27 protein-coding genes are annotated in these 24385 nt (G+C 69.7%); 10 read left to right on the top strand and 17 right to left on the bottom strand.

Annotation, left to right across the window (positions count from 1 at the left end; genetic code table 11):
• Position 1 precedes the first annotated feature (1 nt).
• From ABZW60_RS14025 to ABZW60_RS14035, 3 genes are all read left to right on the top strand, one after another.
• Positions 2 to 565, top strand: coding sequence for a hypothetical protein (locus ABZW60_RS14025; RefSeq protein WP_355476662.1), 564 nt, complete (start codon positions 2 to 4; stop codon positions 563 to 565).
• A 77-nt stretch (positions 566 to 642) separates the two neighbouring features.
• Positions 643 to 1788, top strand: a complete 1146-nt coding sequence (locus ABZW60_RS14030; RefSeq protein ID WP_355476664.1) for an Mrp/NBP35 family ATP-binding protein — start codon at positions 643 to 645, stop codon at positions 1786 to 1788.
• 15 nt (positions 1789 to 1803) lie between these two features.
• Positions 1804 to 2349, top strand: coding sequence for a GNAT family N-acetyltransferase (locus ABZW60_RS14035; protein WP_355476666.1), 546 nt, complete (start codon positions 1804 to 1806; stop codon positions 2347 to 2349).
• Here the strand turns inward: ABZW60_RS14035 and ABZW60_RS14040 are convergent.
• Positions 2332 to 2913, bottom strand: a complete 582-nt coding sequence (locus ABZW60_RS14040; protein WP_355476668.1) for a helix-turn-helix domain-containing protein — start codon at positions 2911 to 2913, stop codon at positions 2332 to 2334. The two genes, ABZW60_RS14035 and ABZW60_RS14040, sit on opposite strands and share 18 nt — an antisense overlap.
• 90 nt (positions 2914 to 3003) lie before the next feature.
• On the opposite strand from ABZW60_RS14040, the gene ABZW60_RS14045 reads away from it, so the two are divergent.
• Complete coding sequence (locus ABZW60_RS14045) at positions 3004 to 3414, top strand: hypothetical protein (protein WP_355476670.1); 411 nt, start codon at positions 3004 to 3006, stop codon at positions 3412 to 3414.
• A 6-nt stretch (positions 3415 to 3420) separates the two neighbouring features.
• Here ABZW60_RS14045 and ABZW60_RS14050 read toward each other — a convergent pair whose 3' ends face one another.
• From ABZW60_RS14050 to ABZW60_RS14080, 7 genes are all read right to left on the bottom strand, one after another.
• Complete coding sequence (locus ABZW60_RS14050; RefSeq protein WP_355476672.1) at positions 3421 to 3759, bottom strand: sec-independent translocase; 339 nt, start codon at positions 3757 to 3759, stop codon at positions 3421 to 3423.
• Between the two features lie 68 nt (positions 3760 to 3827).
• Positions 3828 to 5405, bottom strand: a complete 1578-nt coding sequence (locus ABZW60_RS14055) for a trypsin-like peptidase domain-containing protein (protein ID WP_355476674.1) — start codon at positions 5403 to 5405, stop codon at positions 3828 to 3830.
• Between the two features lie 6 nt (positions 5406 to 5411).
• A complete protein-coding gene (locus tag ABZW60_RS14060) occupies positions 5412 to 6464 on the bottom strand; it encodes a transcriptional regulator (RefSeq protein WP_355476676.1) in 1053 nt (350 codons plus the stop codon).
• A gap of 3 nt (positions 6465 to 6467) precedes the next feature.
• Positions 6468 to 7073: a zf-HC2 domain-containing protein gene (locus ABZW60_RS14065; protein WP_355476678.1), complete on the bottom strand. Its 606-nt coding sequence runs from the start codon at positions 7071 to 7073 to the stop codon at positions 6468 to 6470.
• The gene (gene sigE, locus ABZW60_RS14070) at positions 7070 to 7768 is read right to left on the bottom strand and encodes an RNA polymerase sigma factor SigE (RefSeq protein ID WP_355476680.1); all 699 of its coding nucleotides are present in this window, start codon (positions 7766 to 7768) and stop codon (positions 7070 to 7072) included. Before sigE ends, ABZW60_RS14065 begins: the two co-directional genes overlap by 4 nt.
• 159 nt (positions 7769 to 7927) lie before the next feature.
• Positions 7928 to 8149, bottom strand: coding sequence for a biotin/lipoyl-binding carrier protein (locus ABZW60_RS14075; RefSeq protein WP_355476682.1), 222 nt, complete (start codon positions 8147 to 8149; stop codon positions 7928 to 7930).
• A gap of 65 nt (positions 8150 to 8214) precedes the next feature.
• Positions 8215 to 10974: a sugar-binding protein gene (locus ABZW60_RS14080; protein ID WP_355476684.1), complete on the bottom strand. Its 2760-nt coding sequence runs from the start codon at positions 10972 to 10974 to the stop codon at positions 8215 to 8217.
• 102 nt (positions 10975 to 11076) lie between these two features.
• On the opposite strand from ABZW60_RS14080, the gene ABZW60_RS14085 reads away from it, so the two are divergent.
• Positions 11077 to 12072 (top strand): LacI family DNA-binding transcriptional regulator, encoded by a 996-nt coding sequence (locus ABZW60_RS14085; protein WP_355476686.1) that lies wholly within the window; start codon positions 11077 to 11079, stop codon positions 12070 to 12072.
• On the opposite strand, the gene ABZW60_RS14090 is transcribed toward ABZW60_RS14085, so the two are convergent.
• The 5 genes from ABZW60_RS14090 to ABZW60_RS14110 form a co-directional block, all read right to left on the bottom strand.
• On the bottom strand, positions 12045 to 12926 hold the full coding sequence (locus ABZW60_RS14090; RefSeq protein WP_355476688.1) for an NAD(P)-dependent oxidoreductase: 882 nt from the start codon (positions 12924 to 12926) through the stop codon (positions 12045 to 12047). The genes ABZW60_RS14085 and ABZW60_RS14090 overlap by 28 nt on opposite strands.
• A complete protein-coding gene (locus tag ABZW60_RS14095) occupies positions 12923 to 13795 on the bottom strand; it encodes a carbohydrate ABC transporter permease (RefSeq protein ID WP_355476690.1) in 873 nt (290 codons plus the stop codon). Before ABZW60_RS14095 ends, ABZW60_RS14090 begins: the two co-directional genes overlap by 4 nt.
• Complete coding sequence (locus tag ABZW60_RS14100; protein WP_355476692.1) at positions 13792 to 14634, bottom strand: sugar ABC transporter permease; 843 nt, start codon at positions 14632 to 14634, stop codon at positions 13792 to 13794. Before ABZW60_RS14100 ends, ABZW60_RS14095 begins: the two co-directional genes overlap by 4 nt.
• A gap of 34 nt (positions 14635 to 14668) precedes the next feature.
• Entirely contained in the window at positions 14669 to 15922 is a 1254-nt protein-coding gene (locus tag ABZW60_RS14105) for an extracellular solute-binding protein (protein WP_355476694.1), read from the bottom strand.
• A gap of 220 nt (positions 15923 to 16142) precedes the next feature.
• On the bottom strand, positions 16143 to 16673 hold the full coding sequence (locus ABZW60_RS14110) for a CGNR zinc finger domain-containing protein (RefSeq protein WP_355476696.1): 531 nt from the start codon (positions 16671 to 16673) through the stop codon (positions 16143 to 16145).
• A 76-nt stretch (positions 16674 to 16749) separates the two neighbouring features.
• Between ABZW60_RS14110 and ABZW60_RS14115 the strand changes: the two genes are divergently transcribed.
• Both ABZW60_RS14115 and ABZW60_RS14120 read left to right on the top strand, forming a co-directional pair.
• Positions 16750 to 17919, top strand: a complete 1170-nt coding sequence (locus ABZW60_RS14115; protein ID WP_355476698.1) for an MFS transporter — start codon at positions 16750 to 16752, stop codon at positions 17917 to 17919.
• The gene (locus tag ABZW60_RS14120) at positions 17912 to 18499 is read left to right on the top strand and encodes a GNAT family N-acetyltransferase (RefSeq protein WP_355476700.1); all 588 of its coding nucleotides are present in this window, start codon (positions 17912 to 17914) and stop codon (positions 18497 to 18499) included. The genes ABZW60_RS14115 and ABZW60_RS14120 overlap by 8 nt, the downstream gene beginning before the upstream one ends.
• Here ABZW60_RS14120 and ABZW60_RS14125 read toward each other — a convergent pair.
• Positions 18486 to 19361 (bottom strand): SIS domain-containing protein, encoded by an 876-nt coding sequence (locus ABZW60_RS14125; RefSeq protein ID WP_355476702.1) that lies wholly within the window; start codon positions 19359 to 19361, stop codon positions 18486 to 18488. The two genes, ABZW60_RS14120 and ABZW60_RS14125, sit on opposite strands and share 14 nt — an antisense overlap.
• Before the next feature lie 119 nt (positions 19362 to 19480).
• Here ABZW60_RS14125 and ABZW60_RS14130 point away from each other — a divergent pair, with 119 nt between their 5' ends.
• From ABZW60_RS14130 to ABZW60_RS14140, 3 genes are all read left to right on the top strand, one after another.
• Entirely contained in the window at positions 19481 to 20263 is a 783-nt protein-coding gene (locus tag ABZW60_RS14130; protein ID WP_130384025.1) for a DeoR/GlpR family DNA-binding transcription regulator, read from the top strand.
• A gap of 148 nt (positions 20264 to 20411) precedes the next feature.
• Positions 20412 to 21101: an O-methyltransferase gene (locus ABZW60_RS14135; protein WP_355476703.1), complete on the top strand. Its 690-nt coding sequence runs from the start codon at positions 20412 to 20414 to the stop codon at positions 21099 to 21101.
• A 109-nt stretch (positions 21102 to 21210) separates the two neighbouring features.
• On the top strand, positions 21211 to 22155 hold the full coding sequence (locus tag ABZW60_RS14140; protein WP_355476704.1) for a Fic family protein: 945 nt from the start codon (positions 21211 to 21213) through the stop codon (positions 22153 to 22155).
• 3 nt (positions 22156 to 22158) lie between these two features.
• Here the strand turns inward: ABZW60_RS14140 and ABZW60_RS14145 are convergent, their stop codons facing one another.
• The 3 genes from ABZW60_RS14145 to ABZW60_RS14155 are packed head-to-tail and all read right to left on the bottom strand — an operon-like array spanning position 22159 to position 24385.
• A complete protein-coding gene (locus ABZW60_RS14145; RefSeq protein ID WP_355476706.1) occupies positions 22159 to 22881 on the bottom strand; it encodes an alpha/beta hydrolase in 723 nt (240 codons plus the stop codon).
• On the bottom strand, positions 22878 to 23873 hold the full coding sequence (locus tag ABZW60_RS14150) for an amidohydrolase family protein (protein WP_355476708.1): 996 nt from the start codon (positions 23871 to 23873) through the stop codon (positions 22878 to 22880). Before ABZW60_RS14150 ends, ABZW60_RS14145 begins: the two co-directional genes overlap by 4 nt.
• Positions 23870 to 24385, bottom strand: a complete 516-nt coding sequence (locus ABZW60_RS14155) for a 3-hydroxyanthranilate 3,4-dioxygenase (protein ID WP_355476710.1) — start codon at positions 24383 to 24385, stop codon at positions 23870 to 23872. Before ABZW60_RS14155 ends, ABZW60_RS14150 begins: the two co-directional genes overlap by 4 nt.

A 24385-nucleotide genomic window follows, 5' to 3' on the forward strand; every position in this document is an offset into this window, starting at 1 on the left:
CATGGGACTTCTCGACATCCTGCTCGGGCGCAGCAAGGCTGTGCCGCCGAATCTCGATCAGCTGTTCTCGCTTCCGTCGGCCGCGATCACCCTGGAGACCGCGGCCGGCTACCGCCCGACGGGTAGCGGGTCGGTGTGTTTCAAGGCGGCCGAGGGCGGCGGGTTCACGGCCCTTCGCGAGGAGGTCGACAAGCTGCTCGCGCTGGACAACGCCAAGTTCTCGAGTACGACGGACTCGTACGGCTTCACCTGGCTGGTCCGCGAGACGGCTCCCGACGACCTCGAGACCCTCGTCACCGACCTGCACGCGGTCAACACGTCCCTCGTCGACGCGGGCTTCGGCAACGCCCTGCTCTGCACGCTCGTCGCCTTCACCGACGGCAGCCAGTCGCTGGGCCTGGTCTACCTCTACAAACGCGGCTCCTGGTACCCGTTCGTCCCGGTCGGCGCCGACCGCCGCGACAACGCCAAGGAACTGCAGATCAAGTCGGTCGTCGGCGCGGATCTCAACTTCGAGCAGGACCTGTCCCGGTGGTTCCCGATCTACGGCGCGCCCGGTCTCTGAAGTTAGGTTCACCTTCCCGGACCTACGTCACACGGACTGCGGTCGGGGCGACTGGGGCGAGCACGTAGCCTTGGGGCATGGCTCCCACTGCTGATCAGGTGACCACGGCGCTCGGTGGTGTGCTGGACCCGGAGATCAAGAAACCGATCACGGATCTGGGCATGGTCGAGTCCGTCGTCGTGCGCGAGGACGGCGTGGTCGCGGTCCGCCTCCTGCTGACCGTCGCCGGCTGTCCGATGAAGGACACGCTGCGGCGCGACGTCACGGCCGCGGTGAGCAAGCTGGACGGCGTCACCGGCGTCGAGATCGACCTCGGCGTGATGTCGGCCGAGCAGCGCGCGGCCCTGCAGACCCAGTTGCGCGGCGGCGTGGCCGAGAAGGAGATCCCGTTCTCCCGGCCCGACTCGCTGACCAAGGTGTTCGCGATCGCGTCCGGCAAGGGCGGCGTGGGCAAGTCCTCGGTGACGGTGAACCTGGCGGTCGCGATGGCTCGTCAGGGCCTGTCGGTGGGCGTTCTCGACGCCGACATCTACGGACACTCGGTGCCGGCCATGTTCGGCGTCGCGGACGAGCGGCCGACCGCTGTGGACGACATGATCATGCCGGTGCCCGCGCACGGCGTGAAGGTGATCTCGATCGGCATGCTGAAGCCGAAGCGCGACCAGGTGGTCGCGTGGCGCGGCCCGATCCTGGACCGCGCGCTGGTGCAGATGCTCGCGGACGTGTATTGGGGCGACCTGGACGTCCTGCTCCTCGACCTGCCGCCGGGCACCGGCGACATCGCGATCTCGGTCGGCCAGCGGCTCACCAGCGCCGAGGTGATCGTCGTGACCACCCCGCAGGAGGCCGCCGCGGAGGTGGCCGAGCGGGCCGGCACGATGGCGCAGATGGTGCACCAGCGGGTGGCCGGCGTGGTCGAGAACATGTCGTACCTGCCCTGCCCGCACTGCGGTCCCGAGCACCGCATCGAGATCTTCGGCTCCGGCGGCGGGACGCGGGTCGCGGAGACCCTGTCGGCACGCCTCGGCTACCCGATCCCGCTGCTCGGCGAGATCCCGCTGGACGAGCGGCTCCGCTCCGGCGGCGACCTCGGCCAGCCGCTCGCCGCCGCGGACCCGGACACGCCGGCCGCGCAGGTGCTCGGCAAGATCGCGCAGACGCTGGGCGGCAAGCCGCGCGGTCTCCTCGGCCGTCAGTTGGGCCTGTCCCCCGCCGGCCGCTGACGCGTGTTCCACCCGGTGCTGGAGACGGCACGGTTGCGCCTGCGCAGGTGGCGTGAGGACGAGGTCGAACGGATCGCTGCCGCCCGCACCAACCAGGCGACCGCGCAGTTCCTGCCGTTCATCCCGCAGCCCTTCACCGTCGAGGACGCGCGTTTCTGGCTGAAGGACATGGCCGAGCAGGCGTCCGCCGGGAAGCGGTTCAACTGGTGTGTGGCGGACGCCGCGACCGATCAGGGGCTCGGCAACCTGACGCTGTTCGGCATCCACACCCGGGGCGAGGTCCGCGACGCCGAGGTCGGGTACTGGATGCACCCCGAGGCGCAGGGCCGCGGTGTGATGAGCGAGGCGGTCCAGGCCGTCGCCCGCTGGTACTTCGCCGCGCCGGACGACGGCGGGTTCGGCGGCCGGCGGCTCTTCATCCGGACAGCGGCCACCAACACGGCCGCCCGTCGTACCGCCGAGAAGGCCGGTTTCCGGCATGTCGGCACCGAACGCGCCGCGTTCCAGATCGCCACCCGCGTCGACGACAAGGTCACCTACGACCTACTGATCACCGACTGACCAGATCGGGCGCAACGGCGCGAGACCGTCCTCGACGTACTCCGCGACCGGACGCACGCCGCCGTCGACGTACCACTGCTCCAACGCCGCGAAGTACCCGAAGACCAGGGCGTTCGCGGCCACCCGGGCCTGCGTCTCGGTGAAGCCGCCGCCGGCCATCAGCGGCGCGATGCGCCGGCTCGCGCGATCCAGCGAGGCGCAGAACGCCGTCCGCACCGAAGGCTCCTTGAAGAAGTAGCGGATCCGCCGCCACGGGGCCGGCTCGCCGCCGGCCGGCACCGCCTCGTAGTCGCGGACGATCCGCGTCATCGTGCCGACCGGGTCCCCGGGGTCGAAGAGCTCCGTCAGCGCCTCCTCGCTCATCGTGTCGAACTCGTCGGCGACGATCAGGCCTTCCTTGGTGCCGAAGTAGCGGTAGACCGACGACGGCGACACCTCGGCCGCGGCGGCGATCTCCTCGATCGTCACCGCGCCGAAGCCGCGCTCGTCGAACAGGTCGAGCGCCCGCTCCTGGATCGTCCGCCGCGCCTTCTCGCGCCAGCGTTGCCGCAGACCGGTAGCCATACCCCGACCCTAAGAGACAGTTACGCGCTTGAGCAAGTCACTGTCTAAAACTCTTGACCACACCGAACCGCCGTTCGTACAGTCACTTGCATGAGACAGTCACTTTCAGAAAAACGCACGGCGCTGCTCGCGGTCGGGCTCTCGCTCGTGCTCGCCGTCGTCGCGATCGTGGATCAGTCAGGCGGTCGCAGCCTGTTCGACCACGCCGCGGCCGCCTATGCGCCGTACGGCAAGACGATCTCGTCCGGCACGGTCTACGGCCTGGTGTACGGCGTCGCCGTCTTCAACGCGCTCGTCTGGCTGCTGGTCGTCGCTCTCGCGCGGACGCCGCGGCCGATCGCGGTCAGTGCCGCCGTACTGGCGATCCTGCTCACCCTGACGGCAGGACTGGTCCTGCTGCTCGTCACGGAGTACGGCGTGCACCCGTTCCCGCCGCTGTGGGGCGTGCTCGCGCTCCTGCCCGTTCTCGCCGGGGGCTTCCTGCTCGTCCGGCGGACGTGAGCAGGGTCAGGTCGACTCGGGGTCGAACGGCGGCTTCGCGCCGGCCGGCAGCCGCGCCGGCGCGGTGTCGGTGAAGTCGGTGGACACCGGCTTCGCCTCGTCCTCGATCGGGTCGAGGAGGTGCTTGCGGACGAAGTTCTTCGGGTTCAGGTCCTGCAGCTCGAGATCGGCGTACTCCGGGCCGAGCTCGTTGCGCAGGTCGTTCTGCGCGTTGGTGACCATCTGGCGGACCTGGCGCAGCAGCCGCCCCGCCGTCCGCGCGAACTCCGGCAGCCGGTCCGGCCCGAAGACGAGTACGGCGACGATCGCGATCACGACCAGTTCGAGTGGCCCGATGCCGAACATGTCCCCACCTCACTCCTGTACATCGCCTCGGACGCCGACAAGGGTATCCCGACTCCGAGCACGGGGCGTCAGCCGATCTGCTGGGCGAGAGTGAGCGTAACCGTTCGGGACCGTCCGCCGCGCTCGTAGGCGAGCCGCACGGCCTCTCCGGGCTGGTGGGTCCGGATCGCGACGATCAGCACCTCGGCGCTGTCGACCGGGTCGTTGTTCACCGCGGTGATCACGTCGCCGACCCGCAGACCGGCCCGCGCGGCCGGCGAGCTGGGGCTGACCGCGCTGACCCGGGCGCCGCCCTCGAACGTCATGTCCACGCTCGCGCCGATCACCGGGTACGACGCCTTACCGGTGGCGATCAGCTGCTGGGCGGTCCGCCGGGCCTGGTCGATCGGGATCGCGAACCCGAGCCCGATGCTCCCGCTCTGCCCGTCCTCGGAGCCGCGGACGGTGGCGATCGCGGAGTTCACCCCGATCACCCGCGCGTTCATGTCGACCAGCGGGCCGCCGGAGTTGCCGGGGTTGATCGCGGCGTCGGTCTGCAGCGCGCTGATGTACGACGACGCCTGCCCGGTGTCGTCGCCGGTGGTCACCGGGCGGTTCTTCGCCGAGATGATGCCCGACGTGACGGTGCCGGCCAGGCCGAGCGGCGAGCCGATCGCGACCACGTCCTGCCCGACGACCGCCTGGTCCGACCGGCCGAACTGCACCGACGGCGCGGTCAGGCCGGCCACCTGGACGACGGCCAGGTCGTAGGCCGGGGAGCGGCCGACGAGCCGCGCGGTCGCGGTCTTGTTGTCGTTGGTGACGACCTGGATCGAGCCGCCCTTGGCCGCGGCCGCGACGACGTGGTTGTTGGTCAGGATGTGGCCGACGTTGTCGATCACGAACCCGGACCCGGTGGCGTCGGAGTTGTCCGAGCCCTCGACCTTCAGCTGCACGACGCTCGGCAGCAGGGTCGAGGCGACCGCGGACACCGAGCCGGTGCGGATCTTCGGGTCGGCCCCGGTGCCGACGGGCGGCTCGGGCTGCTGTGCGATCGGGGTGTCGTTGCCGCTCAGGGCGACCACGGCCGTCGCCGCGCCGGCTCCGGCGAGGACGCCGATGACAAGGGCGACCAGGGCGGCGATCGTGACGACCCTGTTCAGCTTGTGCGGCTCCGCCGCGTACGACCGGGCCTGCTGCTGGTGCCAGTCGGCCGGTGGCGGCGGCACGTACGTCGGCCGGTACTGCGGTTGCTCGGTCGGCCAGGCCTGTCCCGGGTAGACCGGGCGGAAGTTCTGCTGCGGCTCGGGACGCCCGAAGCTGCGCTGTGTGGTGGACCGGCCACCGTTCGACTGCCCACCGTTCGACTGCCCGCCGTTCGTCTGCCGGTACGCCGCGTCCGAGCCGGGCGTGCGCAGCGGCATCGTGCCCGCACCGGGCTCCGGCGGCGTCAAGGCGGTCAGCGGCGGACCGGCCGGTTGCCCGTTCCCGCTCGGGGCGGCCCCGGCGGACCCGTTCGCGGCAGGCGCGGCGGGCAGGACCGCGGTCGGATCCGCGGTCGCCGGGTTCGGAACTGTCGGCTCGGCGTCGTCGCTGGTCACGGTGTCCGCCTCATCGTCGTCGTGGTCGTCGATGGAGCCCCCTGCGGCAACCGGAGGAGGTTCCACCTTCGATTATCCCAGCTTCGGCGAAAGTGCACCCATCGGAGTGAGCCAGGTCGCGATTTTGGCCAGTCCGGTACCCAGTCGCTGGATCGCGCTCAGCTTGACCGGCAGCTCGTGCGGGAACGACCCGACGACGTGTCCGAGCTGCTCGGGCGGCAGGTCCCCGATCAGCGTGTAGACGATCCCGCCGGACGACCACACGACGTACGACGGCATGCCGTAGCGCACGTAGACGCCCGGGCTCTCGGTGCTGCTGAAGCCCTCCACGGCGGCCGGGTCCAGCGTGCCGCGCTGCTCGAACAGCGAGACGTTGAACAGCCCGTCGGAGTACGAGAACTGCAGGGAGCCGTTGGTGGTGTCCTGGTGGACGTCGTACAGCTTGAGGGAGGCGGGCAGCTCCGGCGCGCAGACCCAGCCCTCGGAGCGCAGGTTGCCGACCTTGCCCATGCCGACCGCCTCGACGCCGCTGGGCAGCATCGGCGGCAGATGGCTGAGGAACTCCGAGCCCTCGATCTCCAGCTCGGTGAACACGGTGGCTCGCACCATCGTCTTACCGTCCGCACTGAACAGCTGACGCTGCAGGAGCAGCCCGGACGCCTTGTCGATCCAGAACTTGGCCGCCAGCGTCTGATCGGCCCGCAGCGCCTCGACGAGCACCGCGCTCCGGCCGATCAGGTCGGTGCAGCACTTGTCGACCAGCTGGTACGTCGCCTGCAGCAACGCCAGCGGGCCGCCGTCGACCGCGGCGTCCGTGGTGGTGGCGCGCTGCACGAACGCCTTGGCGCCTGGGGCCGACGAGCCGAGCACGCTGATCTCGGAGCCCTGCGACGCCGCGTGCACAATGTCCAGCATCGCGGAGCTCGAGCCCTGCGGTCCCCAGGACGTGATGATCTGCGTCCCGTGGTACGAGACGTGGTTCGGTGCGGCGGCCGCTCGCTGCAGCCAGCTGACCGCGGTCGGCGAGTCTGCTTTCATCAGCGCCGGCGCGGCGGCCGCGGAGGTGGGCAGGCCGAAGCCGATCAGGGCGGTGCTGACCAGCACGGCGAGCCGGGACAGGCTCACCGGTCAGCGTCCTGTCAGGGCCACCGGGCGCAGCGTCGGGTTCAGCCCGGCGTACCCCGCGCCGTTGTAGGAGTTCAGCAGCGCGACCGGGTCCGCGAACGGGGCACCGCTGCTGGTGCTCGCGTGGTCGGACGAGAAGCTCGCCACCGGGGGCTGCAGCGTCGGGGGCTGCTCCGAGCGGGCCGGGTCGCCGACGACGAACGCCGTACCGAGCAGGGAAGCGACCGCGGCGGCGGAGCCGGCTGCACCGAGGACGCCGGCGCGGCGGCGGGACCGGGTGCCGCGAGCGACGCCGGGCCGGGTGCCGCCAGTACTACGCCCGGCCGGGAACGCGGAGCGCTGCGGGAACAGGCTGACCGGCGTGACCACCGGACGGACCTCTTCGCGCGGCTCGGTCGAGAACGACGAGACGCCCATCAGGCGCTGCATCAGGTCGGTGGACGGATCCGGCGTCTCCAGCGCGGCCATCCGCGCCTTCAGCCGGCGCTGCGCGTCCACCTCGGCACGGCAGGTGTCGCAGCCGACCAGGTGGCTCAGGACCTTCTCACGCGAGTCGTGGTCGAGCTGGCCGTCGACGACAGCGCTCAGCTTGTCCAGCGGATGCGTCATGCGAGGTCACCCCCGTCGCCGAAGAGGCCGCCGTCGACCGGCGGGCCGCCGACCCGGGTCTGACCGGACCGCGGGGCGCGGTGCTCCAGGTGCTTGCGCAGCATCGACCGGCCGCGGTGGATGCGGCTGCGGACGGTGCCGAGCTTCACGTCCAGGACGTCCGCGATCTCGTCGTACGTCATGCCTTCGATGTCGCACAGCACCACGGCCGCGCGGAAGTCCTCGGGCAGCGCGTCGAGCGCGTCCTGCACGTCGTGGTCGAACAGGTCGGAGTCCAGCTTCTCGGCCGGCCCCTCGCCCTTGGCCGGCAGCCGGTCGTGGGCGTCCTCGGGCAGGCCGTCGAACCGGATCCGCTGCTTGCGGCGGGCGCCGTCCAGGAACAGGTTCGTGGTGATCCGGTAGAGCCAGCCCTCGAAGGTGCCCGGCGTGTACGACGACAGCGAGCGGAAGACCCGGACGAACACTTCCTGGGTCAGGTCCTCGGCGTCGTGCTTGTTGCCGGTCAGCCGGTAGGCCAGGCGGTAGACGCGGGCGGAGTGGGTGCGGACGATCTCGTCCCACGACGGCAGTGCATCCGGTACGTCCGGCACCTGCTGGGGTGCGGGGACCGACCGCCCGGACGACACGGCCGGGGTGTCGAACGGCTTCACCGCGACGCCTCCCTGGGTCCTCTCGGCAATGAGCGTGAAGGCCATGGTGCCGCGGTCACCGTCCTCTGCGCACGTCGGGAGAACCCGGGTTCGACCCTGAGTTCCGTGGGTTCGCTGTACGTCGGCTCAACGCGGTGCCCCGGCCGGAAGTTCCCGGCCGGTGCCCTCACTACACATGACGCCTTGGAGGTCATTTCGGTTGAACTATGTCTCCTCGATCACAGCGATCGGGTCCCCGTCGCGGACGACCTCGCCCTCGACCACCTTCAGTTCGGAGACGGTGCCGGTCACCTCGGCCAGCACCGGGATCTCCATCTTCATCGACTCCAGGATGACAAGGGTGTCGTCGGGTCCCACCGTGTCCCCGGCCTTCGCGGTGACCTTCAGCACGTTGGCCACCAGCTCGGCCAGCACGGTGTGACTCAACTCGCACTCCTCGCAGTCCCGGATTCCGCTGACCTGATCCTAGGCGGACCGGGCCAGTGCGCCGGTCACTGGCACGCAGCGGGGTCGAGCCGGACAGCGTTGAACAGCGCCGGGTTCTTGGTCTCGGCGACGCCCTTGCCCCAGGTCAGCCAGCCGCGCCGTCCGGTGCCGTCGTTCTCGTTGACCACCACGGTGGCCGACACGAGCCGGTCCTCGGCCGCGAAGCCAAGCGTCGTCCACGGCACGGCGATCTCGTACGTCGTCGTGTGCGTGGCCTCGTCCCGCACCACCTTGGCCTGGACACCGGGCGGCGTACCGGTCTGGGAGGTCGGCGTCCAGCGCCAGGTGTCGACCGGACCGGCGTCCGTCAGCGCCACGCCGATCTCCTGCGTGACTGTTGCTTCACCCGGCGCACCGGCTGTCATACCGAGCTGGATCCCGTCCCCGCCCCAGATGTTGCCCGCACGGTTCGGCTGGGAGAACACGTCGTCGGTGACCTTGGCTGACAGGTACAGGTTCTGGTCGTCGTGTGTGAGCCACAACGACCCGGACAGGTCACTCGGCCCACCCCAGCCGGTCACCGGCGGCGTGCCCGTGCCTTCCAGCGCGATGGCGGGTTGCCTGGCGACCGCTGGGTCGATGACACCGTCCAGCGTCACCGCGTGGCGTTTCGCGACCGTCGGCGACGTGACCGGCACCAACTTGCCGGACGCCTTGATGTCGGCCAGACCGGTGCGCCTGAGACCGGCCGACCAGGTCGACGCCGCCGGCAGGGGGACATCAGCCTGGACCGTGGCGTGCGCGGCCACCGTGGTGTCGGCCAGTAATGTGCCGGACGCCGTACCGGATGCCCAGTCCAACCCTGCGATCGGCAGGTCGTGGGCAGAGGCGTTGGTGACGCGGAAGCGGAGCAGGCCCTGGCCGCTGCCGTTGAGCACGTGTGAGCCCGTGACGGACAACGGTGGTGTCGCGGTGCCCGTCGCAGAGATGACCGCGACCGCGTGGCCGTCGACCGTCACCTTGGCGGAGTACATCCGCGGTCCGGTCGACTCCTGCGCCGGGTAGGTCAACGGCGCGGTGGCCGTGGCGCCGGGCGCCACCGAGCCGCTGGTCTCGGCACCACCCGCGGAGACCGTGAACGCGTGGGTGACCGGGTCCGGGTTGGTGAACGTCAGTGTGCCGGTGGCCGGGTCCCCGGCGATCTCCTGGCCGACCGACAGCGCGAAGCGGCCTGAAGGCAGCATCGGTCCGGTGATCGCGCCCTTCAGATAGACCGGGTCCGGTCCGGCGGTCACCCAGACGTGGCCACCCGCGTCCGCGGTCAGTGTGGTCTCGACGCCGTACAGGCTCGTCACCTGGACGGTCGAGCCGGCAGGTGCCGTCGCAGCAATGACTCCCGGCGTGGTGGACCAGACGGCGTGGACGCTCTGGCCGCCTCCCGCGTTGAACGCCACGTCGTACCCGTTGCTGCCGAAGCGGGTCTGGCCGATCAGCGGGAGCTCGTCGATCTGCCGGGCGAGGACGGCGGTGGCGACGTACGACGGTTTGGGGACCAGCGCGCCGCGTGCGTCGAGCCGGTTGCGCACCAGGCCGAACCGGTGCTCCACGTTCGACGGGTCCGTCCCCGAGTCCATGAAGTTGTAGGAGCTGTAGCGCGCCACACCGTTGCCGTAGGCCAACAAGTTGCCGCGCACCAAGTCACGCGCCTGGGCAGGCTCCGAGACCGCGCTGGGGTTGGTACCGGTCGCCCAGCCCTGTTCGCTGATGTAGATCGGCTTCGTCGAGCCGTGCGCCGCGATGATGTTGCGGATGGTGTTGACGTAGGTGACCGAGGCCTCCGGGTCGAGCGGCTGCACATAAGGGTGGATGGTCACCGCGTCCACGTAGTCCAGCCCGCCGAGGTCGGCGAACTTGGTGAACCAGCCCTGCCAGTCGTTGATGACGGCCAGCGACGGACCGGTCAGCTTCACGTCCGGGTGCTTCGCCCGGACCGCTGCGCTGACCATCTTCAGCAGCGCGACATAATTCTCCGGGCTGGCCTTGGCCGCGCCGTTCGGGTCCCGCAGGTTCCACTCGTTCCACAGCTCGTACGTCGTGTGCTCGGTCCCCCACTGGTCGACGGCCGCGACGGCGTACCGGGTGAAGGCTTCGCGCTGCTCGTCGGTGGCGGGCGCCTCGTCCGGGTAGTACAGCGTGTTCCCGTAGTCGAGGATGTTCAGGAAGTCGATGTTGTTGGCGTCCAGCGCGGCCTTGTAGTCCTTGTAGCGCTGCGGGAACTGGATGACGCCCTTCGTGGTCTCCGCGGCCGACCAGAACGCCTCGTCGCGGTCGGTGGAGATCCCGCCCTTGGCCATCAACGGGACGGCTTCCAGCCCTGGGTTGGCCGCGCCGCCGAACGCCAGGGCACCGGCGACACCGATCCGGGTGTCGGTGGACGTCGAGAAGTCGTGCGGCGTCAGTACGGCGAAGTCAGTGCCGCCGAGCGTCGTCGCACCGTCGGCCCCGACCGCTGTCAGGTCGGTCTGGTACCAGCCGGGCGTACTGATCGGCAGGGTGAGCTGTCCGTTGAGCGTGGCGGCCGGGGCGGAGCCCTTGGCCACTTCGGTGCCACCCGCGTCGCGAACCGTCCAGCTGACGGTGGTGGCGTCGGTGCTGAAGCCCAGCTGCACCTGCTGCCCGACGGTGAACGTGTTGCCCACCGTGCTCGGCGTGATGGTCAGAGTCGGCGCGGCCGTCGTGGCCGCGCGGGCGGGTGACTGAAGTACGGCGGCCAGCAGCAGACCGGCCGTGAGAAGACTGGCTGCGCCGGAGCGGCGACGGGTCATGGAGTTTCTCCTCCCAGAGGAAGCGAAAGCGGTTTCGCAAATCACACCCTGATCCCCCGGCGAGCCCCGTGTCAACGGCTCGGAGCTGACTACGATGAGCACATGGCCGATCAGGTGATCACGCTGTCCGACGTCGCCGCCGCGGCCGGTGTCTCGCTGTCGACGGCCTCCAAGGCGCTGAACGGCACCGACCGGATCTCGGAGGCGACCCGGGAGCACGTCCGCACGACCGCGGACCGGCTCGGCTTCCGGCACAACGCCCTGGCCCGCTCGTTCGCCCGCGGCCGCAGCCAGACCATCGGCGTGCTGACCCACCGCGCCTCGAACCCGTTCACCCGCGTGGTGCTGGCCACCGCCGCGACCGAGCTGGGCGCCAAGGAACAGGCGATCCTGCTGTACGACGCGCGGATCGGCGACCGCGACGTCACCGAGAGCATCCTGCAACTGCGCGCCCGCCGGATCGACGGCGTGATCGTGATCGGCACCGGGACGTCGTTCCCGAGCCCGTCGCTGACCAGCCGCTTCGACGTGCCGGTGATTTACGCGTTCACGTTCACCGAGGACCCCGACGACGTCACGATCACCGCCGACGACGAGGAGATCGGCCGCCTCGCCGTCCGGCACCTGCTGTCCAAGGGCCGCCGGCGGATCGCCCACATCACCGCGGAGCCGCACGACAACGCCGCCCAGCGGCGCGCGGCCGGCGCCGAGGAAGTCCTGGCAGAGGCCGGGCTGCGCTGGGCCAGCCCGGTGCGCTTCGGCCGCTGGCGTGAGGACTGGGGCGAGGAGGCGGTCGCCGAGCTGCTGGCCGAGGCGCCCGACGTGGACGCGATCTTCTGCGGCAGCGACGCGATCGGCCGCGGCGCCGAGCGCGCCGTCCGGGCTTCCGGGCGGGACGTGCCGGGCGACGTCGCGCTGATCGGGGTCGACAACTGGGAGCAGCTGATGCACGACCAGCGGGTCTCCCGGCACCTGACCACGATCGACGTCGGCCTCGAGGAGATCGGCCGGCAGGTGGCGGCCCACCTCCTCGACCCGGACCCGCAGCCCGGCGTCCGCTACGTCGCCCCTCAGGTCGTGACCGCGAAGACCACCTGATCCTCGTCCTGGTCGCCGTCGTGGATCGAGTAGCGCGGGCTGAACCCGAGCAGTTCCCGGGCCCGCGTGGTGTCGACCAGACCCGCCCGTCCCCGCACCGGCCGTCGCAGCGGCACGTTCGGGGCGTACTCGCGCAGCAGCTCGCCGGTCTGCCGGTCGATGAGGATGTCGTCCGCCGCCAGACCGACCACATGCGCGCCGGCGGCCGATGACTCCAGGGCCGCGATGACGGCCCGGATGCCGTCGCGCAGGTCCAGGTACGCCCAGCCCTCCCGGGCCATGCCGGACGGGTCGCGCTCGACCATGCCGCGAAACCTGAACAGCTCGTCGCGACTCTTCACCAACGGGAAGCGCAGCGCGATCACGTTGGTCCCCCAGCGCCGCCACGCCATCCGGGCGCTCTGCTCGTCGACGCTCTTGGACAGCGAATAGGCATCGGCGATGTCGGCCTCCACCTCCTCGTCGAGCGGGTAGTACGCCGGCTCCACCGCGTTCACGTTCATCGGTACGCCGAACGCGTTGATGCTGCTCGCGATCACCACCCGGCCGACACCGGCCTGGCCCGCCTGAGCCAGCACGTTGAACGTCGCGGCGACGTTGTTCTCGAACACCTCCTCCGGCGTCCCCAGGCTGGGATGCGGGATCGCGGCCAGATGCAGTACGGCGTCCGCACCGTCGAGCGCCGCCGCCACGTCGCCCGCCGACCGCGCGTCGCCGACCAGCGCGCGGTCCGCCGTACTGCTGTGGTCGTAGCGCAGCGACAGGCCGGTCACGTCGTACCCGGCGGCGTGCAGGCCGTCCACCGCGGCCCGGCCGATCGAGCCGTCCGCACCGGTGACGAGAACACGCTTCACGCCTTGATCCCCCCAGACAGGCCCACGCCACGCAGAAATGCTCGCTGGAAGACCAGGAACAGCAGCACCGGGATCAGCAGCGCCAGGAACAGGCCTGCCAACTGGATGTTGAGCTCCGTCACCTTGGCGATCTTCGGCAACGCCACCGAGACCGGCTGCAGATCCGGATTGGTCAGCACCAGCAGGGGCCACAGGTAGTCCTTCCAGGAAGAGATGATGCTCAGCAGCACGACCACCCCGAGGATGGGCCGCGACAACGGGAGCACCAACGAGGTGAAGACACGGATCGAGCCGGCACCGTCGATCCGGGCCGCTTCGAAGTACTCACGAGGGATGCTGTCGAAGAACCGCTTCACGATCAGCACGTTGAACGCACTGGCCGCGGGTGGCAGCCAGACCGCCCAGAACGTGTTGGTCAGGTTGGCGTGCACCACCGGCACTCTCAGCACGGTCAGGTACAGCGGTACGAGCGAGACGATGTGCGGCACGAACAGCGTGGCCAGGATCGCCGCCGAGAGCAGCGCGCCCCAACGCGGCCGGAGCACGCTCAGCACGTAGCCGGCCGTCGTACAGACGATCAGCGACGCCAGCGCCGTACCGGCCGCGATCATGGCGGTGTTGCCGAGGTAGTAGCCGATGTGGCCCTGTTGCCACGCGGTGGCGAGGTTCCCCCACTGCACCTGGCCGGACGGGAACCACGCCAGCGGCGACCGGATGCTGTCCTGCGTCGGCGAGATCGCTGCCTTCAGCAACCACAGCAACGGCCCGAGTCCGGCCACGAGCAGCCCGGCCAGTACGACGACCTGTCCGATCACGAACGGCACACGGATCCGGGTCAGCTTGCGGTCCGCATCCGACAGCACACTCACTCGGTGCTCCAGCCACGCGTGGCCAACTGGAACACCGCCGACAGAGCGGCGAGGGCCAGCGCCAGCAGCACACTCAGCGCCGTGGCAGCCCCGTAGTCGCCGTTGACGAAGGCGTAGTTGTAGATGAGCAGCAGAATCGTCATCGTCGACCCCTGTGGTCCACCGCCGGTGAAGAGCAGTGGTTCGGTGAACAGTTGCATCGTTCCGATCACCTGCAGGAGCAGCATCAGCAGCAGGACGCTGCGCAGGTGCGGCAGCATGACGTGCCACACCCGGCGTACCACTCCGGCACCGTCCAGCTCGGCTGCCTCGTAGAGGTCCGGGCGGACGGACGTCAGCGCGGCCAGGTAGATGATCACCGCGTTGCCGGCACCCGCCCAGGTCGCCTCCAGCACGATCGACGGCATCGCCGAGCCCGGACTGTCCAGCCAGAGGTACGGTCCGAGTCCGACAGCGCCGAGGATCGAGTTGAACATCCCGTTGGGCGACGGGTCGTAGAAGAACCGCCAGAGCAGGATGGCGACCACCGGAGGCGTGATCACCGGCAGGTAGGCCAGCATCGTGTAGAGCCAGGACCGGCCGCGCAGCTCGGACAGGAACATCGCCAGCAGCACCGGGACCGGGAAGCCGAACAGCAACGCCAGCAGGGTGAACCAGAGCGTGTTCAGGGACGCCTGGCCGACCGCGGGGTCGGTCAGCACGTACCGGAAGTTCTCCAGCCCGACCCACTTCACCGGGTCGATCAGATTGGTCTGCTGAACGCTCATCACCAGGCCCTTGACGATCGGGCCCCAGGAGAACACCAGGAAGACCAGGAGCACCGGCAGCGCGAACAGCACTGCCGGCACTCCGTTGCGCAGGCGGCGGAGCAACTCAGCGCCCGAGCTTGGCGTTCACCGTGCCGGCCGCCTTGGTCAGCAGTGCCGGGATGTCGGCCTTCGCGTTCCCCAGGACGGTCTGCACGACCGGATCGAGCGCGGCGTACACCTCCTGAGCCTTCACCGGCGGCTCAGCGATGATCTTCTGGTCGGCCGCCACCTTGGTGTACGGCGCGAAGTTCTCCAGCGGCACGTTGACGTACGGCTTGATCCAGCCCTGGTACTTCGACCACTGGTCGGCCGCGACCACCGGGAGACCCGGGGTGCCGACAGGCAGCTTGGCCGCCACGCCGTTCTTGGCGCTCGTCACGGCCGCGTCCTCGTTCACGTACTTGTTCAGGTAGGCGAACTTGATCCACTTGACCGCCGCGGCCTTCTCGGCGTCCGTCGCGGTCGGGCTGACGATCTGGACGCTGCCACCGCTGAGCGTGCCGTGGTCACCGCCCTGCTGCGGCATCGGGCCGATGCCGAACGACGAGGCCTTCAGGCCGTTCGTCTGCACCAGCGTGCGGTACGCGTCCGGCGCGGACATGAACATGCCGATCTTGCCGGCCGCGAACGCCTTGGAGATCCCGTCGATGTCGTAGAGCACCGCCTGGCCCATCGACTTGTCGGTCCACTTCATGTCGTGCAGCAACTGCAGCGCGGCCTTGGACGGCGCGTCGTCGAACGTCGCCTTGCTGCCGTCCTCGTTCTCGATCGAGCCGCCGAACGCGTACGTCTGGGTGGTGAACATCCAGCCGCCGGTGTTGTTCGTGGTCATCTGTGCGTAGCCTGCCTGCCCGGTCTTCTGCGCGATCGCCTTGGCGTCGGCGCGCAGCTCGTCCCAGGTCGCCGGCGGCTTGTCCGGGTCCAGTCCGGCCTTCGTGAACAGGTCGCGGTTGTAGACCAGGCCGACCGAGTAAGCGGCGGTCGGTACGGCGTACACGTTGCCGGACCGGTCCTGGGCGATCTTCAGCACGTTCGGGTTCAGCTCGTCCAGCAGGCCGTCGTCCTTGAGCACCTTGGACAGGTCGGCGACCTGCTTGCGGGCGATCAGGCCCTGCGGCTCGGTGAACGGCACGTTGAGCACGTCGGGCAGCTGGCCGCCGGCGGCCTGCGCCTGGAACGTGGTCGCGTCCCAGATGGTCTCGACCGGGTTCAGCTTGATATCCGGGTTGGCCTGCTGGAAGTCGGCCACCTTCTTGTCGAAGGACGCCCGGTTGGCGGGATCGGAGCTGCTCGGGCGGTCACCCACCGTGAGCGTCACCTGCCCCGGGGAACTGGAACCGCCGCCGGACGACGGCGCACTGGAGCAGGCCACGAGCAAGAACGGCACGGAAAGCCCTGCAGCACAACGGATGGCAAACCTCTTCATCGGAACTCCTCTGCGGGGATGGCGATCGGCACGCCGACCGTTCCGCAGAGTAGCGCAAGCGCTTTCGCAAATACCAGACCTCGGGCGAAACTGGTTTCGCTCTCGCTGGAATTCAGCCCTGACGGGCGCGGTACGACGCAACCCGCGTGCGGCTCGAGCACCGCGGTGTGCAGAACCGCCGCGGCCGTTTCTCCGCCGCGTTCGCGAAGACCCGCTCGCAGTCGGCCGCCGCGCAGACCGCGAGCGCCTGGAACCCGTGCCCGGCGACGAAGCTCGACAGCCCCAGAGCGGTCGTCGCGGCCAGCCACTCGGCCCACGTCGCCCCGGGCTTCGCCACGTGCAGGTGCCACGGCGAACCGTCGTGGTCGGACAGGTACGGGCGCACGGCGTACTCCTCGAGCAGGTCGTTGAGCACCCGTGCCGCCGCGGCGGGATCGGCGTGGAACACCGGCCGGATCCGCTCCCGGACGGCCCGGACCGCGACCAGATCCGCGTCGTCGAGCGTGATCGGGCCGGACTCACCGTGCTCGACGAGGAACTCACGCACCGCGGCCGGCGACGTCAGGCGCTCCGGCGACAGCGTGCGGGTGTTCACCAGGTCGACCGCGAGCCGCACCAGCCGGTCGGGAGCCGGAATGTCCACACCTTCTCCTCGTCGTAACGTCTTTGCTAGCGTAACGCGTAACACTGATCTTCACGTAACAGGAGGCGAGCGCGGGGTGTTCAGCTACTACCTGGCCGCGACGCTCGCCCGGCTCGCCGACGAGATGGTCGCCTTCACGCTCGTCCTGCTCGTGCTGGATCGTACGGACAGCCCCGCGCTCGCCGGCATCACCGGCGCCGCGTACGCGCTGCCCGCGATCGTCACCGGGCCTTTGCTCGGCGCCTGGCTCGACCGGACGCCGCACCGGCGGAGCGCGCTCGCCGCCAACCAGGCAACGCTGGCAGCCGTCATGATCGCTCTCTTGCTGGTCGTCGGGAACAGTGCGCACTGGATCGCGCCGGCGCTCGCAGCGGTCGCCGGGGCCACCCTGCCGATGGTGAGCGGCGGGTTCACGAGCATGCTGCCCAGCCTGTTCCGCCCGGAGCGCCTGGCTCGCGCCAACTCGTTCGAGTCCGTGAGCTTCAGCGCCGCCGCGATCGCGGGACCGGCGACCGCGGCCACCATCACCGCCGCGGTCTCGGTCGACGCGGCCGTCGTGGTGATCGTGGTCGCCGCCGGACTCAGCATCGTCGCGATCAGCCGGTTGCCCGCGCTCCCGCCGAGCGGCGCAGGCGGTGAGCCGTTCCTGGCCTCTGTCGTCGGCGGTCTGCGCCATCTGGTCCACACCCCACGCCTGCGTGCGTCGACGGTCACGACGACTCTGCTGATGGGCTTCACGGGCATGCTGCTCATCGCATTGCCGCTGCACATGGTGAAGCTCGGCCGGCCGGAGTCCGCGGCCGGCTACCTGTGGACAGCGGTCGAGCTCGGCAGCGTCACCACAGCCCTGCTGCTCGGCCGTCTGCAGTCTCGCTGGCCACCGGAGTACGTCGTGATGCTGTCGGTCGGCGCTTACGGCCTTGTCCTCAGCACGTGGTCGCTCGCACCGTCGCTCGCCGTACTGCTGCTGCTCGCGCTCCTGGCCGGACTGCTCGAAGGGCCCACGCTGCCTGCGATGTTCGCGGCGCGGCAGCAGTACAGCCCGGCGGCGCTGCAGGGGCGCGTCAGCACGACGGCCGCCAGCCTGCGCGTCGGTGCGTCCGCCCTGGGCCAGGCCACGGCCGGTCTGCTCGTACCGATCCTCGGCACCAGGACAACCCTGCTGATCGTCGCCGTCGGGCTCCTGGCCGCCGCAGGCCTCGGCCGCCTGTCCACCCTCACCGCAAAGGTTCCGGTTCATGCTTGATGCCTGGGTCCACGGCTGGACCATCTCCCGCAACACCCCGGCTCCGGTCCAGCTGCAGGGTGGCTACCGCATCGACGTCGGGCTCCCGGGCCATGCGGTCCGGTACGTGCTGCACGCGTACGACGCCGAGCTGGTCGACGGGCTGCGCCGACCCGACACCTGGCTCAAGATCAGCGGTGAGGTCGCACTGGACGCTCGCTGGGAGGTCCAGCCGCGGGAGTACCTCATGGCCAGCCGTCTGAGCCCTGCTCCGGCAACGGTTCCACCGGCGTACGAGCTGACGCACAGGCGGCGCGGCGCCATCGTCGAGGCGACCGTGACGGCGGCCGACGGCTCAGTGGCGGCAAGCGGGAAGGCCGCGCTCACCGGGGACTCTGCGGTGTTCGACCAGATCGAGACGTCGCCACAGCACCGGCGGCGGGGGCTCGGTCGCAGCGTCATGACCGCGTTGTCGAGCGCCGCGCAGTACGCCGGCGCGACGACCGGCGTACTGGTGGCGACAGAGGACGGGCGCGCGCTCTACACCGCCCTGGGTTGGACGCTCAGAGCGCCTATGACCGCTGCGGTCAGCCGAGGATGACCGAGCGGGACAGGCTGCGCGGCTGGTCCGGGTTGAGGCCGAGGGCGAGCGACTTGGCGACCGCGACGCGCTGAGCGACCACCAGGGACGCCATCGGGTCCAGGTCGGCGTGGTGCACGATCGTCGCGCCGGTGGCGGCGACGTCGTCCAGCAGACCGGCCGGCGCCTCGCCGAAGACCCAGACACCGCGGCCGGGCTGGGCGATGGCGATCGGGCCGTGCCGGTAGTCCATCGCCGGGTACGCCTCGGTCCAGGCCGACGCCGCCTCACGCTGCTTCAGCGCGGCCTCGTGCGCGAGCCCGACGGTCCAGCGCGTGCCCACGTAGGTGACCTGCTCGAGCTTGGCCAGGTCGTCGACGTCGACGGTCAGTGCGGTCTGAGCGTCCGCAGCGGCCTTCGACAGGTCCTCACCGAGCGACGCGCGCAAGAGCGCGAGCGTGGTGGTCGCGAACCGGGTCTGCACGACCGACTGCTCGTCGGCGAAGTCCAGCAGGATGGTCTGGTCGGCCAGGTCGAAGATCGGCGAGCCCGCGGTCGCGGTGATCGCCACGGTCGGCAGGTCGGTGTCCCGGATCAGGTCGAGCACCTCGGTCGTCGTCCCGGACCGGCTGATCACCACGACCGCGTCGTACGACCGGCCGGCCGGGAACTCCGAGCCGGCGAACGCGTCGGTCTCGCCCTGGCCCAGGTCCTCGCGGAGCGCGGCGTAGGCCATCGCCATGAACCAGGAGGTGCCGCAGCCGACCGCCGCGACCCGCTGACCGGCCTTCGGAAGTGCCCGGAATTGTGCGCTGTCGTACTGCGCGAAACCCTCCGAGACCTGCCGCCAGAGGTCGGGCTGAGTGGCGATCTCAGTGCTCACAAATGGCTGCTGCGTCATGTCGTCTCCGCACTTGTCATGGTCGAAACTGCTCGAACGTGATCGAATGGTGCCAACCAGCCGCCACCCGGCTGACCGATTGTGTGAAGGAGGAGCCCCGGGTGAAGCGTTATGAACGCCTCAACACCTTGCTCGAGTCGCTCGCCGAGAAGGGCGCCATCGACGTCGACGAGCTCGCCGAGCAGTTGCACGTGTCCGCGGCCACGATCAGGCGTGATCTGGACCATCTCGGCAAGCAGCAACTCCTCACCCGGACCCGCGGCGGCGCGGTCGCCAACGCGGTGTCGTACGACCTGCCGCTGCGCTACAAGACTGCGCGTTTCGCGTCCGAGAAGCAGCGGATCGCGCAGGCGGCAGCCACGCTGGTGCGCCGCGGCATGGTGATCGGCATGAACGGCGGCACCACGATCTCCGAGGTGGCGCGGACGCTGGCCACCCGGCCGGAGCTGTCCGCGGAGCACGGCGAGCCGGCCTTCACCCTCGTCACGAACGCGTTGAACATCGCCAACGAGCTGATCGTCCGGCCGCACGTGAAGATGGTGCTGACCGGCGGGGTGGCACGGCCGCAGTCCTACGAGATGATCGGGCCGCTGTCGCACCGGATCCTGTCCGACCTGTCCCTGGACATCGCCTTCATCGGCGTCGACGGGATCGACGAGACCGGCGCCACCGCCCACCACGAGGGCGAGGCGAACATCAACCAGCTGATCGTCAGCCGGGCCGCGAAGGTGGTCGTGGTCGCCGACTCCTCCAAGCTCGGGCAGCGCGCCTTCGCCCGGATCTGCGAGCTCAGCGAGATCGACACGCTCGTCACCGACGCCCAGGCCGACGAGAGCCAGCTCGCCGTCTTCAAGGAAGCCGGTATCGACGTCATCCGCGCCTGAGCTCACTCCGCACCTCCCTCATCAGGTGAGTCACGTCTCTTAGAGACGATCATATCTGATCAGGGCAAGCTGGTTATGAGCAAGAGTGCGCAGCCTCCGCGCGTGCAGCACGGAAAGCGGACCTCCAACCGCTAGGCTTCGGTTCAGCATGGGTACCGCAGCCGCAGATCACTTCGCTGACCACTGGGAGGACGCCATCGCCACCGGCATCGACCCGACGTCCTGGGCGTACGCCGAGGACTACACCGGTGAGGACGAAGTCGTCACCGGTGCGCGGGCGAGCGCCGCGGACAGCGGTGTCGTCCCGATCGGCCCCGGCGCGGCCGCCGCGCTGAGCCTGCTCGCCGCCGGCGTGAGCGCGAAGGCGGTCGTCGAGATCGGCACCGGGACCGGCGTCTCCGGGCTCGCGCTGCTGCGCGGCATGCGGTCCGACGGCACCCTCACCACGGTCGACATCGACGCGGAGAACCAGCGGCTGGCGCGCAAGACGTTCCTGGACGCGGGCGTCGCGTCGAACCGGTTCCGCCTGATCGCCGGCGCCGGGCTGGACGTGGTCACCCGGCTCACCGACGGTCACTACGACCTGGTCTTCTGCGACGCCGACCGGCGCGAGAACACGGCGTACCTGCACGAGGCCCTGCGGCTGCTCCGCCCCGGCGGCATCGTCGCCTTCGCCGGCGTCCTCACCGCCGGCCGCGTCGCCGACCCCGCCCACCGCGACCCCGACACCATGGCCCTCCGAGACCTGATCCGCGCCGTCCGCGACGACGACAACCTGGTCTCAGCCCTCCTCCCCACCTCCGACGGCCTCCTCACCGCCGCCAAACGCCTGAAGTAGCGCGCAGGAACCCACTAAGAGAACCTACAAACGTACTAATCTCGGTCCTGATTAGTACGTTTGCTGGTCGGCATCGGTTGGGAGCAGTGAGGCGCTGTACCGGCATCAGTTGCCGGCTCTGTTGACCGAGCTCGCCAACCGCGCGCGTATCCAGAGCATCACCGCGTCGTCGGCCATCGAAGGTGTTGTCGTACCCGACGCCGCGCGGGCCGAGCGCATCATCGAAGGCAAGGCCGGGGTGCTCCGGAACCGGAGCGAGCAGGAACTGGCCGGCTACCGCAAGGCGCTCGACTATCTGTTCCAGGAAGACTGGCACCCGCTGAACATCGGTCTTCTGCTGCATCTCCACCGGTTGCTCTGGTCCGAGACGGCGTACCCAGGAGGACAGCTCAAGACAGATGACAACCTGGTCGTCGATCGTTCACCGGACGGCAGTACAACGGTCAGGTTCGTGCCTGTCCCAGCAGCGCGGACCGCCGACTACCTGACCGACCTCATCGCCCGGTACCGGGATGCGCAGGCCTACGGAAGACATCATCCGGTCCTCCTCGTCGGTCTGTTCGTACTGGACCTGCTCGTCATCCATCCGTTCGCCGACGGGAACGGCCGAGTCGCCCGTGCGCTGACGAACGCGCTGCTGATCGACGGCGGCTACGAGGTCTGCCGATGGGTCTCTCTCGAACAGCTCATCGCCGACTCTGCCGACGAGTACTACGCGGCTCTCCTGCGTTCCACCGATGATTGGCACGACGACAAGGCGGATCCCTGGCCGTGGTTGTCGTACTTCGTGGACGTCCTGGCGTCGGCGTACCAGGTCTTTGCCCGCCGGGCTGCCGCAGACAGGAGTGGAGGAACGAAGCAGGACCGGGTTCGCGCACACGTGCTGAAGCATGCGGCCCCGGTCTTCCGCCTGGCAGACGTCCGCACGGCCCTGCCGGGAATCAGCGATCAGACCATCCGGCTCGTCCTGGAGGAGCTGAAGAACGAGCAGAAGGTCAGTCCCGAAGGAACGGGGCGCGGCGCAGTCTGGCGGCGCATCCCCGATCTGGAATGACTGTCAGCTCGTCAGGCGGGTCAGTTCGGTGGTTACGTCGTGCCAGGGGTCGGACTGGGGGTCTATCAGTTCGTAGTGGCCGCAGTGGTCGACGCGGTGGAAATGGGCTGTGGGGTGGGCGGCGAAGTAGGACTCGGTGATGGCGATGGGGACGACGGTGTCGTTCGTGCCGTGGATCAGGGTCACAGGGGCGATCGAGGCCGGGAGGTGGACCGGGTCCAGGTCGTTCCGGACGCCGCCGCCGATGAACGCTTGGACTGCGCTGTCGCCGATCATGCGCTGGTCGGCCATCAGCAGGTCGGCCACGGGCGCCAGTGCGACGACAGCGCGCAGCCGGACCGGGTTGAGCGTGGAGGCGGCCCACAGCGCCAGTTGGCCGCCTGCGGAGTGGCCCATCAGCACGTAGCCCGCGTGGACGTCCACCAGATCGGGTAGCGCGTCCAGCGCCGTGCGGATGTCGGCCGTGGTGGTGTCGGGGTTGCCGGGCTCGCGGCGGTACTCCACCGAGACGACCGGCCATCCCAGGTCGGACAGTGCCGCGCCCAGTGAGCGGGCGTGCACCCGGTCGTATTCCGGCCGCCAGAAGCCGCCGTGCAGGAACACCAGCAGCGGCCGGTACTCCTTCGCGTGCCAGGAGTCGATCACCTGGTCCGCGTGGTCGCCGTACCGCAGTTCCTCGTCCGGCTCCGGCGCCTTCCGCGACAGTACCGATCGGTCCTCACTCATTCAGACCTCCCGAGATAACGCAGGGCGTTCGACGTCAGCAACATCTGCTGCTGTTCCGCGGTCAGGAAGCCGGCCTTCCGTACCACCTCCCCGACCGGCCGCTCACCCAGTGGATAGGGATAGTCACTGCCGACCAGAACGCGGTCTTCCCCCAAGGTATCGACAAGGAGCCGCAAAGGCGCTGATTCGAACACCACCGTGTCGACCAGGATCCGGTCCAGGTACGCCGACGGTGGATGCTCGGAGCAACCACGGACGACATCGCCGCGCCGGTGCCAGGCGTTCTCCAGCCGGCCCAGCCAGAACGCGAAACTGCCGCCCCCGTGGGCGAAACAGATCCGCAGCGACGGCGGCAACCGGTCGAACGCCCCGCCCAGGATCATCGCCAGCAACGACAGGTGGGTCTCGGCGGGCATGCCGGTCAGCCAGCGCGCCATCCAGCGGTCCAGCCGCGGGCCGCCCGGCATGTCCCACGGATGCACCAGCACCGGCGTACCGGTCTCCGCGCAATGGTTGAGGAAGGCAACAATGCCGGCGTCGTCGAGATCCTTGTCGTCGACGTGGTTGCCGATCTCCACGCCCGCGTGACCGGCCGCCCGGCAGCGGTCCAGCTCGGCGCAGGCCAGGTCCGGGTCCTGCAGCGGCACCTGGCAGAACGGCACGAACCGGTCGTCGCCGGCCAGCGTCTCCAGGGTGAGGTCGTTGAAGATCCGGGCCAGCTTCACGGCCTGCGCCGCGGGCCGCTCGTACCCGAAGAACACCGGCGTCGGCGACACCACCTGAAGATCGATGCCGTCGGCATCCATGTCGGCCCGCCGGACGGCCGGATCCCAGGCCTGCGGGCCGATCGGGCGGAACTCGGTCGAGCCGACCATGATCATCGCGGCCCGCTCGGAGTCGATCCGCAACCACGGCCACCCGTCCCCGCCGCACGCGGCCGCGAGGTCCGGCCAGCCGTGCGGTACCAGGTGGGTGTGGACGTCGACGGTCATTTACCCGGGTGCACCGTGCCGCAGTTCGGGCAGGTCCGGGCTTCCTCGCTGTCGTAGAACGCGGTGAAGACCGGTGGCAGGTCCGCGACGATGTCGGTGACCTGGAGCTCGACCTCGTGGACGATCCCGTTGCAGTTGCCGCAGTACCAGCGGAACTTCTCCAGCACCCCCGGCTCGCGGACCCGCTCGATCACCAGGCCGATCGAGTTCGGCCCGCGCTGCGGCGAGTGCGGCATGTTCCGCGGCAGCACCCACATCTCACCGGCGTTCACCGCGACGGTCGCCGGGCCGTCGTCGGTCATCACGTTCACCTTGAGCTCGCCGGAGATCTGGTAGAAGAACTCCTCGTACGGGTCGACGTGGAAGTCGGTGCGCTGGTTCGGGCCGCCGACCACCATCGTGATGAAGTCGTCCCCGGTCGGGAACATCTGCTTGTTGCCGACCGGCGGCTTCAGCAGATGCTTGTTCTCCTCGATCCACTGCGGAAAGTTCGTCGACTCCAGGTTGACCAT

Source organism: Kribbella sp. NPDC003557 (assembly GCF_040610805.1).
GTDB lineage: Bacteria > Actinomycetota > Actinomycetes > Propionibacteriales > Kribbellaceae > Kribbella.

Excerpts from the sequence above, each read along its gene's own strand:
- ABZW60_RS14135 (WP_355476703.1), top strand. The coding sequence starts at position 20,412 with ATGGGTACCGCAGCCGCAGATCACTTCGCTGACCACTGGGAGGACGCC.
- ABZW60_RS14155 (WP_355476710.1), bottom strand. The coding sequence starts at position 24,385 with ATGGTCAACCTGGAGTCGACGAACTTTCCGCAGTGGATCGAGGAGAAC.
- ABZW60_RS14120 (WP_355476700.1), top strand. The coding sequence starts at position 17,912 with ATGCTTGATGCCTGGGTCCACGGCTGGACCATCTCCCGCAACACCCCG.
- ABZW60_RS14040 (WP_355476668.1), bottom strand. The coding sequence starts at position 2,913 with ATGGCTACCGGTCTGCGGCAACGCTGGCGCGAGAAGGCGCGGCGGACG.
- ABZW60_RS14050 (WP_355476672.1), bottom strand. The coding sequence starts at position 3,759 with ATGTTCGGCATCGGGCCACTCGAACTGGTCGTGATCGCGATCGTCGCC.
- ABZW60_RS14065 (WP_355476678.1), bottom strand. The coding sequence starts at position 7,073 with ATGACGCATCCGCTGGACAAGCTGAGCGCTGTCGTCGACGGCCAGCTC.
- ABZW60_RS14025 (WP_355476662.1), top strand. The coding sequence starts at position 2 with ATGGGACTTCTCGACATCCTGCTCGGGCGCAGCAAGGCTGTGCCGCCG.
- ABZW60_RS14080 (WP_355476684.1), bottom strand. The coding sequence starts at position 10,974 with ATGACCCGTCGCCGCTCCGGCGCAGCCAGTCTTCTCACGGCCGGTCTG.
- sigE (WP_355476680.1), bottom strand. The coding sequence starts at position 7,768 with ATGGCCTTCACGCTCATTGCCGAGAGGACCCAGGGAGGCGTCGCGGTG.
- ABZW60_RS14045 (WP_355476670.1), top strand. The coding sequence starts at position 3,004 with ATGAGACAGTCACTTTCAGAAAAACGCACGGCGCTGCTCGCGGTCGGG.
- ABZW60_RS14085 (WP_355476686.1), top strand. The coding sequence starts at position 11,077 with ATGGCCGATCAGGTGATCACGCTGTCCGACGTCGCCGCCGCGGCCGGT.
- ABZW60_RS14030 (WP_355476664.1), top strand. The coding sequence starts at position 643 with ATGGCTCCCACTGCTGATCAGGTGACCACGGCGCTCGGTGGTGTGCTG.
- ABZW60_RS14150 (WP_355476708.1), bottom strand. The coding sequence starts at position 23,873 with ATGACCGTCGACGTCCACACCCACCTGGTACCGCACGGCTGGCCGGAC.
- ABZW60_RS14145 (WP_355476706.1), bottom strand. The coding sequence starts at position 22,881 with ATGAGTGAGGACCGATCGGTACTGTCGCGGAAGGCGCCGGAGCCGGAC.